The following is a 15,833-nucleotide window of genomic DNA, read 5'->3' on the forward strand; positions in this document are numbered from 1 at the left end:
GAAGGGAAGCGGGGTCCCCGGCCTGCGCGTCAGACCCGGGGCGCGCAGCTCAGCACGTGCGTCTTCAGCAGCTCGCCGATCCTCGGGTCGCGCCGCCGGAACGCGTCCACGATCTCCTGGTGGTCCCGCGCGTGCGAGCGCGGCTCCGGGCTGAACCAGCGGATCGACAGCGTCGTCCACACCTCGACGCCCAGCGACTCCCAGGTGTGCAGCAGGACGGCGTTACGGGCGGCGCGCACGATCTCGCGGTGGAAGGCCACGGTGTGCCGCACCTGCGCCTCGCCGTCGCCGTGCCGGTCCGCCTCGCACAGCGCCGCCACCTCGCGGTCCAGCGCCGCGCAGTCCTCGGCCAGCCGCCCGGCGGCCAGCTCCGCGGCCACCTGCTCCAGCCCGGCCCGTACCGGGTAGCTCTCCTTGAGGTCGTCGGCGGTCAGATTCCGTACCCGTACGCCCTTGTTCGGCGCCGACTCGATGAGCTGGAGCGACTCCAGCTCGCGCAGCGCCTCCCGTACGGGCGTCTGGCTGACTTCCAGCTCGACCGCGATCCGCCGTTCCACGATCCGCTCACCGGGCTGCCAGCGGCCGCTGACGATCCCCTCCAGGATGTGCTCGCGGATCTGCTCGCGGAGCGAATGGACGACGGGCGGGGTCATGACGTGCTCCTTCAGAGCGTGCGGCAGACGGCGGCCGGGGCCCGGCACCGGAAGGCGGTACGGGGGACCACCGCAGGACGGCCATTATCCGTGCAACGAAAACGGGTCGGCCCCGGCTCGTACGAACTTGTACGAACCGGGGCCGACCCTGCACACCTACGCGGTGGCTACCGCGTTCAGAGACCGATCTCGGTCTCGAACTCGCCGGCCTCCAGGATCTGCTTGACCGTCGTCAGGTAACGGGCCGCGTCGGCACCGTCCACCAGGCGGTGGTCGTAGGAGAGCGCCAGGTAGGTCATGTGGCGCACGGCGATGGTCTCACCCAGCTCCGGGTGGTCGACGACCACCGGGCGCTTGACGGTGGCACCGATGCCCAGGATGCCGACCTGGTTCGGCGGCACGATGACCGTGTCGAACAGCGCACCGCGCGAGCCGGTGTTGCTGATCGTGAAGGTCGCGCCCGACATGTCGTCCGGGCTGATCTTGTTGGTGCGGACCTTGCCGGCCAGCTCCGCGGTCTTCCGGGCGATGCCGGCGATGTTCAGGTCGCCCGCACCCTTGATGACCGGGGTCATCAGGCCCTTCTCCGCGTCCACCGCGATACCGACGTTCTCGGTGTCGAAGTAGGTGATCGTGCCCTCGTCCTCGTTGATCCGGGCGTTGACGACCGGGTGGGCCTTCAGCGCCTGGACGGCGGCCTTGACGAAGAACGGCATCGGGGAGAGCTTGACGCCCTCACGCTGCGCGAAGGCGTCCTTGGCCTTGTTGCGCATCCGCATGATCTTGGTGATGTCCACCTCGACCACGGAGGTGAGCTGCGCCTGGCCGTGCAGGGCCTTCATCATGTTGTCGCCGATGACCTTGCGCATCCGCGGCATCTTGACGGTCTGACCGCGCAGCGGCGACGCCTCGATGGCCGGGGCCTTCGAAGCGGCGGCGGCCGGGGCGGCGGCAGCGGCCGGGGCGGCCTGCTTGGCGGCCTCGGCGGCGGCGATGACGTCCTGCTTGCGGATACGGCCGCCGACACCGGTGCCCTTGACCGAGCCCAGGTCCACGCTGTTCTCCTGGGCCAGCTTGCGGACCAGGGGGGTGACGTAGGCGGCGTCCGCCTCACCCGCGGCCGGGGCCGGGGTGACGGGCGCGGCGGCCGGAGCCGGCGCCGGGGCCGGAGCGGCCGGGGCCGGGTCCGGGCGGGGGTGGTGACCTGCTGCGGCGCGGGCGCCGAGGGGGCCTGCGGGGCCGGGGCCTCCTGCTGCGGCGCCTCCTGCTTGGGGGCTTCCTGCTTCGGAGCCTCCTGGGCGGGAGCCGGGGCGGCGGGGGCCTCGGCCTGGGCCGGAGCGGCACCCTTCGCACCGATGACGGCGAGCTTGGCGCCGACCTCGGCGGTCTCGTCCTCGCCCACCAGAATCTCCAGCAGGGTGCCGGCGGTGGGGGCGGGGATCTCGGTGTCGACCTTGTCGGTCGACACCTCCAGCAGCGGCTCGTCCTCGGCCACCTCCTCGCCGACCTCCTTGAGCCAGCGGGTGACGGTGCCCTCGGTCACGCTCTCGCCGAGCGCGGGGAGGACGACGTCCGTGCCCTGGGCGCCACCGGCCGGGGCCGCGGGGGCCTCCTGCTTCGGGGCTTCCTGGGCGGGGGCCTCCTGGGCCGGAGCCGCGGCGGGCTCGGGCTCGGCGGCGGGCGCCTCGGCCTGGGCCGGGGCGGACTCGGCCGCGGGGGCACCGCTGCCGTCGTCGATGATGGCCAGCTCGGCGCCGACCTCGACGGTCTCGTCCTCGGCCACCTTGATGGAGGCCAGCACGCCGGCGGCGGGGCGGGGATCTCGGTGTCGACCTTGTCGGTCGACACCTCCAGCAGGGGCTCGTCGGCCTCTACGCGCTCACCCTCGGCCTTCAGCCAGCGGGTGACGGTGCCCTCGGTGACGCTCTCGCCGAGCGCCGGAAGGGTTACGGAAACCGCCATGGTTTCTCTTGCTCCTTACAGAAAAGTGCGGATGTGGTCGCGCCCGGACCGGGATCAGTCGTGGGAGTGCAGAGGCTTGCCGGCCAGGGCCAGGTGGGCCTCGCCGAGCGCCTCGTTCTGCGTCGGGTGCGCGTGGATGAGCTGCGCAACCTCGGCCGGCAGGGCCTCCCAGTTGTAGACCAGCTGGGCCTCGCCGACCTGCTCGCCCATGCGGTCACCGACCATGTGGACGCCGACCACGGCACCGTCCTTGACCTGGACGAGCTTGATCTCGCCCGCGGTCTTGAGGATCTTGCTCTTGCCGTTGCCCGCGAGGTTGTACTTCAGCGCGACGACCTTGTCGGCACCGTACAGCTCCTTGGCCTTCGCCTCGGTGATGCCCACCGAAGCGACCTCCGGGTGGCAGTACGTCACGCGCGGCACGCCGTCGTAGTCGATCGGCACGGTCTTGACGCCGGCCAGCCGCTCCGCCACCAGGATGCCCTCGGCGAAGCCGACGTGCGCGAGCTGGAGGGTGGGGACGAGGTCACCGACGGCCGAGATCGTCGGCACGTTGGTCTGCATGTACTCGTCGACCAGGACGTAGCCGCGGTCCATGGCGACCCCGGCCTCCTCGTAGCCCAGGCCCTGGGAGACCGGGCCGCGGCCGATGGCGACCAGCAGCACCTCGGCCTCGAAGGACTTGCCGTCGGCCAGCGTGACCTTGACGCCGTCCTGGGTGTACTCGGCCTTGTCGAAGAAGGTGCCCAGGTTGAACTTGATGCCGCGCTTGCGGAAGGCCCGCTCCAGCAGCTTGGAGCTGTTCTCGTCCTCGACCGGGACGAGGTGCTTGAGGCCCTCGACGATGGTCACGTCGGTGCCGAAGGACTTCCACGCGGAGGCGAACTCGACGCCGATGACGCCGCCGCCCAGCACGATCGCGGACTTCGGCACCCGGTCCAGCTTCAGCGCGTGGTCCGAGGAGATGATCCGGTCGCCGTCGATGGTCAGGCCCGGCAGGGACTTCGGCACGGAGCCGGTCGCCAGCAGGATGTGGCGACCCTGGACCCGCTGGCCGTTGACGTCGACGGAGGTGGGGGAGGACAGCCGGCCCTCACCCTCGATGTAGGTCACCTTGCGGGAGGCGACCAGGCCCTGCAGCCCCTTGTACAGGCCCGAGATGACCTCGTCCTTGTACTTGTGGACGCCCTCGATGTCGATGCCGTCGAGGGTGGCCTTGACACCGAACTGCGCGGCTTCGCGGGCCTGGTCCGCGATCTCGCCGGCGTGCAGCAGGGCCTTGGTGGGGATGCAGCCGTTGTGCAGGCAGGTGCCGCCGAGCTTGTTCTTCTCGATCAGGGCGACGTCCAGGCCAAGCTGCGCCCCGCGCAGGGCAGCGGCGTAACCACCGCTACCGCCTCCGAGGATCACTAGGTCGAAAACGGTGCTGGCGTCGTTCGCCACGTCACGTCCTCCATGCATGGGTACGCCGGAGCCGGTCGTCGGTGACCGGGCGGCGGCTGTTGATCGGCCGCTTCTTGGATCGGCCCTGGGTAAGGGGGGCCCTGTCCTGCCAAGAACCCATCTTCGCACTTGTTGAACGCGACCGGGACGGCGGGCCGGGCCATGGGACGGCACGACGGCCGTTCCGAGGGGTTGCGCGTACGGTTACTCAGGCGTACGGGCGTACGGATTTCGTCGAGGGCGAACACGCGCGTACGGCCCCGGGCGCCGGGCCCGGGGCCGTACCGGCAAAACGTCGCGAACGCCACAAACGTAACCGCGGCACGGTCAGCCGAGGTCGCCGTCCGCGGTCCGCTCGGCCAGCCGCACCAGGGTGCGCACCGCGGAGCCGGTGCCACCCTTGGGGGTGTAACCGAACGGCGCGCTCTCGTGGAAGGCCGGGCCGGCGATGTCCAGGTGCGCCCAGGTGATGCCCTCGCCCACGAACTCCTTCAGGAAGACACCGGCCAGCAGGCCGCTGCCCGCGCGCTCGCCGACGTTCTTCAGGTCGGCGACCGGGGAGTCCATGCTCCGGCGCAGCTCGGACGGCATCGGCATCGGCCAGGACGGCTCGCCGGCCGCCTCCGCGATCTCGTGCAGGCTCGCCCGGAAGGCATCGTCGTTGGACATGATCCCGAAGGTCCGGTTGCCCAGCGCCATCACCATCGCGCCGGTCAGCGTCGCGACGTCCACGATCGCGTCGGGCCGCTCCTCCGAGGCGCGGGTCAGCGCGTCGGCCAGCACCAGACGGCCCTCGGCGTCGGTGTTCAGCACCTCGACGGTCTTGCCGTTGTACATGGTCAGCACGTCGCCGGGGCGCATCGCGTTGCCCGAGGGCATGTTCTCGGCGAGCGCCAGCCAGCCGGTGACGTTGACCCGCAGGCCCAGCCGGGCGGCGGCCACGACCGCGGCGAACACCGCGGCGGCACCGCTCATGTCGCACTTCATGGTCTCGTTGAAGCCGGCCGGCTTCAGGGAGATGCCGCCCGAGTCGTAGGTGATGCCCTTGCCGACGAGCGCCAGGGTCTTTTCGGCCTTCGGGTGGGTGTAGGCGATCCGCACCAGCCGCGGCGGGTTCTCCGAGCCCTGGCCGACGCCCATCAGGCCGCCGTAGCCGCCCTTCTTCAGGGCCTTCTCGTCCAGCACCTCGACCTTGAGGCCGAACTCCTTCGCGGCGGCCTGGGCCTGCGCGGCGAAGGACTTCGGGGTGAGGTCGTTGGAGGGGGTGTTGATCAGGTCGCGGGCGCGGTTGACCTCGGCGGCCAGCGTCTCGGCGCGCTCGGCGGCGGCCTTGTAGGCCTTGTCGCGCGGCTTGCCGCCGAGGATCGCGATCTCGGCCAGCGGCGCCTTGCCGTTGCCTTCGGCCTTCTTGCCGCCGCGGGCGGTCGTCGCGTCGCCGCCGCTGCGGTACGCGGTGAAGGCGTACGCGCCGAGCAGCGCGCCCTCGGCGACCGCCGCGGTGTCCCCGGCGTCCCCGGCGGGCAGCGCGAAGGCGGCCTTCTTGGTGCCGGCCAGGGCGCGGGCGGCGGCGCCGGCGCCGCGGCGCAGCACCTCGGGGTCGTACTCCCCGTCCTCGGCCGGGGCGTCGCCCAGGCCGACCGCCAGGACGACCGCCGCCTTCAGGCCGGAGCCGGCCGGCAGCTTGGTGACCTCGCCCTCGGCACCGCTCGCGCCGAGGGTCTCCAGGACGGCGGCGAGCCCGCCGTCGAACGCCTTGTCCACGGCTTCGGCGCCGGGGGCCAGTACGACGCCCTTGGCGCCCTTGGCCACGCCGACGACAACGGTGTCCGCACGCAACGTCGCGGCGGAGGATGTGCTGAGGGTCAGTGCAGTCACGGTGATGAGAGTCCTGTTCCGTCCGGTTGTCCGTTCGCGCCGAGGGCGCTGCTGCGGCCGAGCCTACGCTCGGGGGCGCCGGACGTAACCGCTTGATGCCGTATCCGCCCGGCCTGTCACATCTTCACCACCTGTCGCAGGAGCCCCAACGCCTCGGTGCGCCGGGGGAGTTGGCGGTTCCGCGGGCCGCCGGGGCCGCCCGTACGCCGGGCCCCGCCGTCAATCTCCGTGCGCCGAATGAGACGTGCGTCACAGTAGTGGCGACTGCGGGATAGACGGACGCGAACCTTCGCATGATGTGCACGAGCCTGCCCGGTACCGCTTCCGGAGGCAGGGGGACTTCCGGGGGGAAGGGACTGCGCCCATGGGCAGCAACGGCAGGCCGGCCACCAGACCGGCCAAGGTTTTGACCGCACTCGCCGCAGCGATGATCACGGCACTGCCGCTGGTGGTGAGCACCCCCGCCGCCGCGCGGAACGCGCCCGCGCCGGCGGACCCGGTGCCCCGGATCGACCTGCGGGTCCTGGTCGTGAGCGACGGCGGTGAGTCCACCGAGGCGATCGCCGCCGAACTGCGCGGCCAGGGTGTCCCGTACACCACCGTCGACCTGACGAGCCCCGGCCGCCCGGTGATCGACGCGGCGTTCCTCAGCGACACCGTGGACGGCCGGCCGCGCGCCAAGTTCCAGGGCGTCGTGCTGCCGAACGACAACCCGTTCGGCACCGCCGCGTCCACCGAGCTGGCCGCCCTGAAGGCGTACGAGACCGCGTACAAGATCCCGCAGGTGGACGCGTACACCTACGCCCGGCCCGACGTCGGCCTGCGCACGCCCGACGACGGCGGCTACGCCGGGGTGCTGGACGGCTTCGCCACCCGCACCACCGCGGCGGGCAAGGCGGGCCCCTTCGGCTACCTCAAGGGCGCGGTGCCCTTCGAGGACGCCGACCCGCAGGTCTCCGAGAGCTACGGCTATGTCGCGCAGCCGCTCGCGAATCCGCCCGCCGGGGCCACGTTCACGTCGTACCTGGACGCGGCGGTGCCGGGCACCTCCGCGCGCGGCTCGCTGATCGGCGAGTACGCCCGCGACGGCCGCCGCGAACTGGTCGTCACCTTCGCGCAGAACCGCTACCAGCAGCAGTTCCGGCTGCTCGCCCGCGGCATCGTGGACTGGCTCACCCAGGGCGTCCACCTGGGGCAGAGCCGGAACTACTTCTCCGTCCAGGTCGACGACATCTTCGCCCCGGACGCCCGCTGGGACGTCGAGAACAACTGCACCCCCGGCGACTTCGACTGCCCCTCCGGCGTCCCGGACACCACCCCCATCCGGATGAGCGAGGCGGACGCCGAGTACGCCGCCGAGTGGCAGCGCGACAGCGGCTACCGGCTCGACATGGTCTACAACGCGGGCTCCGGCGAGGAGTGGAAGACGGAGCACGGCGGGGAGGACGCGCTCGCCGACCGGCTGCTCGCCGACAAGGACGCGTACCGCTGGGTCAACCACACCTGGACGCACCCCTTCCTCGGCTGTGTCCAGGACACCTCGACCGTGCCCTGGCGCTGTGCCAAGGACCTGTTCGGCAAGACCCGGTGGACCAGCCTCAGCGAGATCACCGCCGAGATCGAGAAGAACCACGCCTGGGGCGTGGCCAAGGGCCTGGACGTGGACTCCTCGGAGCTGGTCACCGGCGAGCACTCCGGCCTGAAGACCCTGCCGCAGCAGCCGCTGGACAACCCCAATCTCGGGCCCGCGCTCGCCGCCACCGGCGTCAAGTGGCTGGCCAGCGACAACTCGCGGGAGTCCGCGCAGCGCCCGGCCGGGGCGGCGCTGACCGTGCCGCGCTACCCGATGAACGTGTACTACAACGTGGGCAAGGCGGCCGAAGAGGTCGACGAGTACAACTGGATCTACACCAGCAAGGCCGACGGCGGCAGCGGGATCTGTGAGACCGACCCCAACTCGACCTGCATGCCGGAGCCGTTGCCGACCGACACCGGCTACGCCTCGTACATCGTCCCGCAGGAGGCGCGGACCGCCCTCGGGCATGCTCTGGCCAACGATCCGCGGCCGCACTACATCCACCAGTCGAACCTCGCCGAGGACCGGATCGCCTACCCGGTTCTGGACAAAGTTCTGGCCGACTATCGGGGGTTCTTCGAGGACGGCACCCCGGTCGTCAACCAGCGTCACCGGGACATCGGACGCGAGATGCAGCAGCGTGCGGCCTGGCAGCGGGCCCTGGACGCCGGTTCGGTGACGGCGTACAGAATCGGTGACACTGTCACCGTCACGTCGCCGGCCGGGGTGGCGGCTGCGGCTACGATGCTCGACGGAACCAGAAAGCAACTCGCCGACGGGACCGCGGAATTCGGCGAACGCTACGCCGGACGGGTATCGGAGTGGGCCACAGCGCAGTCGCCCGGAGCGGCCATCACGCTCAAGCTTCCGACGACCGCCTGACACGTCTCCGGCGCCGCCCGGCCCGCGCACCCGGCCGGGCGCGCCGGGACCGGGCGGCCGGCGACCGCCGCATCCCCTCACCACCACCACCGCCGTTGTCCCGCACCGACCCCTGCCGGCCCGCCGCCGTCCCCGAGGCCCACGGCGGCCGCGTCCGCGCGCCGCAAGCCCGCGCCCGGCCGCTCCCGCACCACAGCACCGCACACCACAGCTCTCCACGCCCCGGACGCGCAGGTACGGACGCGTCCGCACGGTGTCCCGCGGCCGTGCCCGCACACCGGCGCCGGCCCACCGCACCCCCGCCCCCGCAGCACCGCACGCCCCCACGCCCGCATCCGCACGTCCCTGTAGGTCCCCGCACGCCCCCGCACGTCAGCACGTGCACGTCCCCAGCACCTCCGCACGCGCACACCGCACCGGGCCGGCACGGCCGCCGGCCGCGCGACGCGCCCGCACGGTGCCCGCGGCACCCGCGCCCGCGCGTTCCGTACCGCTCCACTCAGCACTCACTCCCGGGGGGATTTCGCCATGAACGCAACCCTGTACGAGGTCGGCAGCTCACATCGGCAGCCCGACGACGGGCCGCAGCCCGGCCGGCACGTCACCATGCTCACCGAAGGCACCTACCCGCACGTCCACGGCGGTGTCTCCACCTGGTGCGACCAGCTCGTACGGGGCATGCCCGAAGTCCGTTTCAACGTCATCGCGCTGACCGGCAGCGGCCGTGAGCCGGTGACCTGGGACCTGCCCGACAACGTCTACGCGCGCTCCTCCGTGCCCATGTGGGGCCCGCCGCCGGGACGGCGTACCGCCGGGCTCCTCCGCGGGCGCGACCGTCGCCGCTTCATCGACACCTACGAGCGCTTCCTGCTGTCCATGCTGGACCCGCAGTCCTGCACCGACTTCGGCACCGAGCTGTACGCACTGGCCGCGCTGGCCCGCGAGGGGCGCCTGAGCGCCGCGCTGCGCACCGAGTCCGCGCTGCGCTCCCTGATGTGGATCTGGACCCTGCCGCACGTCGCCACGCGCGCGGCCAACCCCACCGTGCACGACGCGCTCACCGCCACCGACCTGCTCGAACACGCGCTGCGGCCGCTGTCCGTACGGGTGCCGGAGGACAGCGTGGCGCACGCGGTCAGCAACGGGCTGGCCTGCCTGCCCGCGCTCGCCGCCAAGGAGTTCGACGGCGTACCGTTCCTCCTCACCGAGCACGGCATCTACCTGCGCGAGCGCTACCTCGGCTACCGCTCCGACGCCCAGCGCTGGCCCGTCAAGGCCCTGATGCTCGGCTTCTACCGGCAGCTCACCATCGAGAGCTACCGGGCCGCCGACCTCGTCACGCCGTGCAACAAGTACAACAAGCGCTGGGAGGAGCGCGGCGGCACCCCGCCCGAGAAGATCCGTACCGTCTACAACGGCGTCGACGTCCAGCAGTTCCCGCACGCCGAACAGGAGCCGGACGCGCCGACGCTGAGCTGGGCCGGGCGGATCGACCCGATCAAGGACCTGGAAACCCTCATCCGCGCCTACGCGCTGTGCCGCGCCGAGGTCCCCGACCTGCGGCTGCGGCTGTTCGGCGGGGTGCCGGCCGGCGGCGAGGCGTACAAGACCCGCTGCGAGAAGCTGGCCGCCTCGCTCGGCGTGACCGACGGGCTGAGCTGGGAGGGGCGCATCGACGACGTGGCCCGCGCCTACGCGGCCGGCAGCGTCGTCATGCTCTCCAGCATCTCCGAGGGCTTCCCGTTCAGCCTGATAGAGGCCATGTCCTGCGGCCGCTCGACCGTCTCGACCGACGTCGGCGGGGTGCGCGAGGCGGTCGGTGACACCGGGCTCGTCGTACCGCCCCGCGAACCCGAAGCGATGGCCAAGGCCACCCTGGAACTGCTCAAGGGCGGCTGGGAGAAGCGCGCCGAACTCGGCAGCCGGGCCCGGCAGCGGGTCATCGACCAGTTCACGCTGCGCCGCTCCGTCGACGGCTTCCGCACCATCTACCGCGAACTCGACGGCGCGGACCGGCAGGCCGCCGAGCAGCGGGACGAGTGGACCCTCCAGTTGCGCGGGCCCTGGAACACCCCCCTCGCCGCCGACGGGGCCGGCTGGTGAGCGGTTCCCTGTGGCTGGTGCCGGGGGAGGGCGGCAAGGACCGGACGGACGACCTGCCGGACGTGCCGCGGCCCCGGCGCCCGCACTGGGCCGCCCCCGACCCGGTCGACGAACTCGCCGCGCGGATGGGCGACCTGATCGCCGCCGCCGTGCACCCCGACGAGATCGCCGCCGTCATCGAGTCCGACGGCATGAGCGACGACCAGATCAGACTCACCTACGGGCGCGAGAACTCCTTCGCCCTCGCCGAGGAGCTGTACGCACGGGTCCCGCGCAGCTACCCCGAACCGGACCGCCCGGTCACCGACCCCTGGCGGGTCAGCCTGCTCGGCTGCCTGCTGCGCGCCCTGGTCTTCGCCCTTCCCGGACTCGCCTACGTCGTCGGCTCCCACCTGCTGTCCGGCCCGCCGGACTCCCTCGGACTGCCCGCCGGAACGATGCCGCTGCTGGCCGGCGCCCTGGCCGGCTGGGTCTGGAACCAGGCGCTGGCCCATCGCGCGTACTCCTGGCTCGGCCTGGGCGCACGGCGGGCCGCCGCCCGCGCCCTCGCCGTCGGCGCGCCGCTCGGCGCGCTGGCCGGTGCGGCGGTCGCCTGGATCGCCGGGGCCGCCGACGCGGACGCGCCCGGCGCGGTCGCCTTCGCCGCCGGGCAGGCGGCCTACCTCGGCGCGGCCACCACCCTGCTCGTCTTCGGCCGGGAGCGGTGGCTGCTGTGCGCCCTGGCCCCGGTCGCGCTCGGCGCCGCGCTGATGGCGGTGTACGTGCCGCCGGACGCCGTACGGGCCGCCCTGCTCGTCCTGTCGCTGGGCGCGGCCGTCGCGCTGGCCGCCGTCACCGTGCTGCGCTGCCGCCGCGAGCCGCGGCAGGACGGGCCGGCGCCGAGGGCCGTGGCGTCCGTGCCGTACGGGGTGTTCGGGCTGGCCATCGGGGTGCTGGTGCTGCTCACGGCGCTCGGCGACGTACTGCGGTACGGGGCCCACGCCGAGGTCGCGGCACCCGCCGCGGTGGCCCTGACGCTCAGCATGGGCCCGGCCGAATGGCTGCTGTACCGCTACCGCAGCCAGGCCGTCGCCGGGCTGCGCGCGAGCACCACCCCGGCCGGGTTCTGGCGCGCCACCTCCGGCGCGCTGGCCCGGTGCCTGGCCTCCTACCTCGCCGTGCTCGCCCTCCTCGGCGGCGTCGGCAGCCTGCTGTGGCGGCAGGGGCCGCCGATGGACGCGGCGCACGGCCTGGGGCTGCTGTGCCTGGGCGTCGTGCTGTGGACCGCGCTGCTCCTCCAGGCGTTCGGGGCGGTGCCGGTCGCGGCGGCGGTGTGCGGACTGGCCGCGGCCGCCCAGACCGTGGTCCTGGTGACCGGCCCGCTGTCCCCGGCCGTCACCCAACTGACGGTCTGCGGCGCCGCCGCGCTCGTCCTGGCCGTCACGGGGTCGGCGCTGCTGGGGCGGGCCACGGCGCACCGCTGAGGACGGTGGGTCCGGGACCGGGCCCCGAACCCACCCGCACAGCCCTCCACTTGGCCAGTAACCGATGCCGGGTCCGCATACCCTCGCTCACCCTCGTATCCTCAGCATCTCGTCCCATTTCCGACAGGAGCCCCGAACCATGACCCGGCCGTTCCCGGGGCCGCTCCGTCCGCCCTCCCGCCAACTGCTGGTTCCGCTCTACGAACATCCCGCCGAACGCCCCGACGCCTGGCGGCGGCTGGTCGCCGCAGCATCCGATCTGTACGGCGTGGTGCTCAATCCGGCCAGCGGACCGGGCGCCGCCGCCGACCCGGGCTTCGCCGAGGTCGCCGGACAACTGCGGGCCGCGGGCGTACGGGTCCTCGGTTACGCGGACACCGACTACGGCCGCCGCCCGCACGCCGCCGTCGTCCAGGACCTGCTGCGGCACCGCGACTGGTACGGGGCCGACGGCGTGTTCCTCGACCAGGCCGCGTCCGGCGCCGGGCTCCTCACGCACTACAGCCGCCTGACGGTCGCCGCGCGCGCCGCCGGGGCCCGTACCGTCGTCCTCAACCACGGCGTCCATCCGCACCCGGGCTACCTGGACTTCGCCGACCTCCTGGTCACCTTCGAGGACACCTGGGCCGCGTACGAGACCGCCGAGGTCCCGCCGTGGACCGCCCACCACCCGCCCGAACGGTTCTGCCACCTCATCCACGGCCTTCCCGAGACCCGCGCGGAGGCCGCCGCCGAGCTGGCCCGGCGACGCGGGGCCGCCGTGCACTGCGCCGTCCCCGGCACCGCGCCGCACCCCTGGGACGCACTTCCGCCCTACTTGGAGACACCCCGATGAACCCCCCGCATCACCGCAAGAGACTCCTGCTCCTCCTCGGCGCGCTCCTGTTCGTCAGCACGGCCTGTTCGCAGACCCCGCCCGGCCCGCACGACAAGCCCGGCCCCAGCGCGAGCTCCGGCACCGGCTCCGGCAGCCCGAGCAGCCCCGGCGCACCCAGCAGCCCCGGGGGCGGCGCGCCGCGTCCCGTCTGGCACCCGAAGCCGGGCGTCGACTGGCAGTGGCAGCTCACCGGCAAGCTCGACCTCTCCGTGGACGCGCCCGTCTACGACATCGACGGCTTCCGGGAGAAGGCCGCCACGGTCGCCGACCTCCACAAGCGGGGCCGCAAGGCCATCTGCTACATCAGCGTCGGCGCGTACGAGGACTTCCGTCCGGACGCGTCCCGCTTCCCCAAGGACGTCATCGGGGAGGAGAACGGCTGGGAGGGCGAGAAGTGGCTCGACATCCGGCGCCTGGACGTGCTGCGCCCGCTGATGGCCAAGCGCTTCGACATGTGCCGTGAGAAGGGCTTCGACGCGGTCGAGCCGGACAACGTCGACGGCTACAAGAACGACACCGGCTTCGACCTGGAGGCGGCGGACCAGCTCGCCTTCAATCGCATGATCGCCAAGCTGGCCCACGACCGGGGCATGTCCGTCGGCCTCAAGAACGACCTCGACCAGATCCCCCAGCTCGTCGGCGACTTCGACTTCGCCGTCAACGAGCAGTGCGCCCAGTACGACGAGTGCGCGAAGATGACCCCGTTCATCAAGGCGGGCAAGGCCGTCTTCCACGTCGAGTACGAACTCCCGGCCGCCAAGTTCTGCGCCTCGACGAACCGCCTCGGTCTCAGCTCCCTCCAGAAGCGCCTGCATCTGGACGCTTGGCGGAAGGCCTGCTGACCTTCCCGCACGCGGCACCCCGGCCCCCGGCGTCCGACACGGTCACGGGGGCTTTGCCGTGCCCCGTCACCCCAGCGCCAGCACCACCACCGCCGCCAGCCCCGTCGTCTCCGCGACGGCGCCGAAGACGTCCCCGGTGATGCCGCCGAAACGGTAGCGGCAGCGGCGCAGGGCCGCCTCGCCGACGGCGAGGGCGAGGAGGGCGGCCAGGGCGGTGTGGAGGGCGCCGTGGCCGCCGGAGTGGGTGCTGCCGAGGGCTGCGGAGAGAGCGACGACGAGGGCGGCCGCGGTGGCCGCGGCGGGGAGCGGCACCGTGCCGGCCACGGCGGCGCCCAGCCCTTCGGGGCGGGCCGCGGGCACGCCGTGGCGGGCGGCGAGGGTGAGGGCGCAGCGGGCGGTCACGGCCGCGACGACGGCCGCCGTCGCGCCCTCGGCCCAGCCGCGTCCGTACAACTGGGCGAGGGCGGCCACCTGGGCGAGCAGGGTGAAGAGCAGGGTGATGACGCCGAACGGGCCGATGTCGGACTGCTTCATGATGCGCAGCGCGTCCTCGGCGGGCTTGCCGCTGCCCAGGCCGTCGGCGGTGTCGGCGAGCCCGTCCAGGTGGAGGCCGCGGGTGAGGACGGCGGGGACGGCCGCGGTGGCGACGGCGGCGAGCAGGGGGCCGCTGCCCAGGAGGAGGAGCCCGGTGCCCAGGGCCGCCGCGGCCAGGCCGATCACCAGCCCGGCGACCGGCGCGCACAGCATGCCGCCGCGTGAGGCCGGCCGGTCCCAGCGGCGGAGCCGTACGGGCAGCACGGTCAGCGTGCCGAAGGCGAAGCGCATGGCGTCCCCGAGGGTGGGGGAAGGCGAGGGGCCGGACGGGGCGGCGGCGTCGTTCATCGCGGCAGGCTAACCCGGCTGCCGCGGACCGGACAGCGCTAAATTGCCCCTATACGCGACAAATGGGGAGTACGTGGCATGGGTCACTGGTGGTTCCGCAACATCGTCGAGCCGGGGAAGCTGCCGCTGCTGCTCGCGCTCGTCTCCTTCGTGCTGACCTTCGTCGTGACCCGGATGATCACCCGGCTGATCCGGGCCGGGAAGGGCCCCTTCCGGAACATCTCGCCGGGCGGCCTGCACATCCACCACGTCGTGCCGGGCGTGGTGCTCATGGTGGTCGGCGGGTTCACCGCGCTGGCCGGCGGACGGCACGGCTACGGGTCCGGGATAGCGGCGGTGCTGTTCGGGATGGGCGTCGGGCTGGTGCTGGACGAGTTCGCGCTGATCCTGCACCTGGACGACGTGTACTGGAGCGAGCAGGGCACCAAGAGCGTGGAGATCGTGATCGTCACGGCCGCGCTGGTGGCGCTGATCCTGGGCGGCGCGCTGCCGTTCGGGGTGAACGAACTGGGGCCCGACGAGTTCCACAACCGCTTCCGGGTGGTCCGGACGGTGGGGGTCAACTTCCTCTTCGCGCTGGTGGCGCTCTTCAAGGGGAAGGGCCGGATGGCGGTGATCGGGGTGTTCGTACCGTTCGTCGCGCTGTTCGGCGCGGTACGGCTGGCCCGGCCGAACTCGCCGTGGGCGAAACGCTTCTACCGGCGGCGCCCCAAGGCCCGCGCCAAGGCGAAGGTCCGCGCCTTCCGGCACGACCGGCGCTGGAGCGGGCTGCGCCGCCGGGTGAACCATGTGATCGGCGGGACACCGACCCATTGAGCCCGGGGCGCGGCTGCGGGGACCTCCGGCGGGCCCGGGGCGGCGGGCCCGCCGGGTGCCGTTACCGCTCGGCCGCGCGCCGGCAGGCGTCGCGAGCCACGACCGGGGGGACGTAGTCCCGTCGCAGTTCGAGGTAGCAGGCGCGGAAGTGCTCCGTGCCGCCCTTGCCTCCGGTGCGGCAGGCCCGTTCGGCCACCTCTTCGTTCGCGCCGGGGTGCTGCTCCAGCACGTAGTAGTAGCAAGCCTGCGGCGTGGCCTGGGCGGCCGGGGCCATGGCCACGGCGCCGCCGAGGGCGAGGGCGATACATCCGAGGGCGGCAGCGAGACGCTGGGGCATCGCGGTTCCTTTCGGGAGGTTCCCCGAGTACATGACGCGGGGGACGGCAGTCCCCTCGCCCATCAACGCACCGCGGAGGCCCGCCGGCCCTCCTGACCGCCGCCATTCCGGTGACAGGGGGC

At 72.9% G+C, this 15,833-nt stretch carries 11 protein-coding genes and 1 pseudogene; 6 read left to right on the forward strand and 6 right to left on the reverse strand.

Features of this window, described 5'->3' with window-relative positions; all coding sequences use genetic code 11:
• Window positions 1-29: 29 nt before the first annotated feature.
• The 4 genes and pseudogenes from EJG53_RS29970 to EJG53_RS29985 all read right to left on the reverse strand — a co-directional run bounded on the left by EJG53_RS29970 (window position 30) and on the right by EJG53_RS29985 (window position 5,933).
• Entirely contained in the window at window positions 30-653 is a 624-nt protein-coding gene (locus EJG53_RS29970) for a GntR family transcriptional regulator (protein WP_030022023.1), read from the reverse strand.
• 176 nt (window positions 654-829) lie between these two features.
• Window positions 830-2,615: pseudogene (gene sucB / locus EJG53_RS29975) on the reverse strand (2-oxoglutarate dehydrogenase, E2 component, dihydrolipoamide succinyltransferase).
• Window positions 2,616-2,669: 54 nt separating this feature from the next.
• Window positions 2,670-4,058, reverse strand: coding sequence for a dihydrolipoyl dehydrogenase (gene lpdA / locus EJG53_RS29980; protein ID WP_167515190.1), 1,389 nt, complete (start codon window positions 4,056-4,058; stop codon window positions 2,670-2,672).
• A gap of 327 nt (window positions 4,059-4,385) precedes the next feature.
• Window positions 4,386-5,933, reverse strand: a complete 1,548-nt coding sequence (locus EJG53_RS29985; RefSeq protein ID WP_125047499.1) for a leucyl aminopeptidase — start codon at window positions 5,931-5,933, stop codon at window positions 4,386-4,388.
• A 364-nt stretch (window positions 5,934-6,297) separates the two neighbouring features.
• Here EJG53_RS29985 and EJG53_RS29990 point away from each other — a divergent pair, with 364 nt between their 5' ends.
• The 5 genes from EJG53_RS29990 to EJG53_RS30010 all read left to right on the forward strand — a co-directional run bounded on the left by EJG53_RS29990 (window position 6,298) and on the right by EJG53_RS30010 (window position 13,676).
• Window positions 6,298-8,391, forward strand: a complete 2,094-nt coding sequence (locus EJG53_RS29990) for a hypothetical protein (protein ID WP_125047500.1) — start codon at window positions 6,298-6,300, stop codon at window positions 8,389-8,391.
• 606 nt (window positions 8,392-8,997) lie between these two features.
• Window positions 8,998-10,494: a GT4 family glycosyltransferase PelF gene (gene pelF, locus EJG53_RS29995; RefSeq protein WP_125049691.1), complete on the forward strand. Its 1,497-nt coding sequence runs from the start codon at window positions 8,998-9,000 to the stop codon at window positions 10,492-10,494.
• On the forward strand, window positions 10,491-11,957 hold the full coding sequence (locus EJG53_RS30000) for a hypothetical protein (protein ID WP_125047501.1): 1,467 nt from the start codon (window positions 10,491-10,493) through the stop codon (window positions 11,955-11,957). Before pelF ends, EJG53_RS30000 begins: the two co-directional genes overlap by 4 nt.
• A gap of 139 nt (window positions 11,958-12,096) precedes the next feature.
• Window positions 12,097-12,792, forward strand: a complete 696-nt coding sequence (locus EJG53_RS30005; protein WP_125047502.1) for a spherulation-specific family 4 protein — start codon at window positions 12,097-12,099, stop codon at window positions 12,790-12,792.
• Window positions 12,789-13,676, forward strand: a complete 888-nt coding sequence (locus EJG53_RS30010) for an endo alpha-1,4 polygalactosaminidase (protein WP_244955404.1) — start codon at window positions 12,789-12,791, stop codon at window positions 13,674-13,676. The genes EJG53_RS30005 and EJG53_RS30010 overlap by 4 nt, the downstream gene beginning before the upstream one ends.
• A gap of 66 nt (window positions 13,677-13,742) precedes the next feature.
• On the opposite strand, the gene EJG53_RS30015 is transcribed toward EJG53_RS30010, so the two are convergent.
• Complete coding sequence (locus EJG53_RS30015; protein WP_125047503.1) at window positions 13,743-14,558, reverse strand: adenosylcobinamide-GDP ribazoletransferase; 816 nt, start codon at window positions 14,556-14,558, stop codon at window positions 13,743-13,745.
• Window positions 14,559-14,636: 78 nt separating this feature from the next.
• Here EJG53_RS30015 and EJG53_RS30020 point away from each other — a divergent pair, with 78 nt between their 5' ends.
• Complete coding sequence (locus EJG53_RS30020) at window positions 14,637-15,374, forward strand: hypothetical protein (protein ID WP_125047504.1); 738 nt, start codon at window positions 14,637-14,639, stop codon at window positions 15,372-15,374.
• A gap of 61 nt (window positions 15,375-15,435) precedes the next feature.
• Here the strand turns inward: EJG53_RS30020 and EJG53_RS30025 are convergent, their stop codons facing one another.
• Complete coding sequence (locus EJG53_RS30025) at window positions 15,436-15,711, reverse strand: hypothetical protein (RefSeq protein ID WP_125047505.1); 276 nt, start codon at window positions 15,709-15,711, stop codon at window positions 15,436-15,438.
• Window positions 15,712-15,833: the final 122 nt, after the last annotated feature.

Origin of the sequence: Streptomyces chrestomyceticus JCM 4735 (genome assembly GCF_003865135.1) — a bacterium.
Lineage (GTDB): Bacteria > Actinomycetota > Actinomycetes > Streptomycetales > Streptomycetaceae > Streptomyces > Streptomyces chrestomyceticus.

Bases quoted from the DNA above. Each gene is read 5' to 3' on its own strand.
- EJG53_RS29970 (WP_030022023.1), bottom strand. From the start codon at position 653: ATGACCCCGCCCGTCGTCCATTCGCTCCGCGAGCAGATCCGCGAGCAC.
- EJG53_RS29990 (WP_125047500.1), top strand. From the start codon at position 6,298: ATGGGCAGCAACGGCAGGCCGGCCACCAGACCGGCCAAGGTTTTGACC.
- pelF (WP_125049691.1), top strand. From the start codon at position 8,998: ATGCTCACCGAAGGCACCTACCCGCACGTCCACGGCGGTGTCTCCACC.
- EJG53_RS30005 (WP_125047502.1), top strand. From the start codon at position 12,097: ATGACCCGGCCGTTCCCGGGGCCGCTCCGTCCGCCCTCCCGCCAACTG.
- EJG53_RS30010 (WP_244955404.1), top strand. From the start codon at position 12,789: ATGAACCCCCCGCATCACCGCAAGAGACTCCTGCTCCTCCTCGGCGCG.
- EJG53_RS30015 (WP_125047503.1), bottom strand. From the start codon at position 14,558: ATGAACGACGCCGCCGCCCCGTCCGGCCCCTCGCCTTCCCCCACCCTC.
- EJG53_RS30020 (WP_125047504.1), top strand. From the start codon at position 14,637: ATGGGTCACTGGTGGTTCCGCAACATCGTCGAGCCGGGGAAGCTGCCG.
- EJG53_RS30025 (WP_125047505.1), bottom strand. From the start codon at position 15,711: ATGCCCCAGCGTCTCGCTGCCGCCCTCGGATGTATCGCCCTCGCCCTC.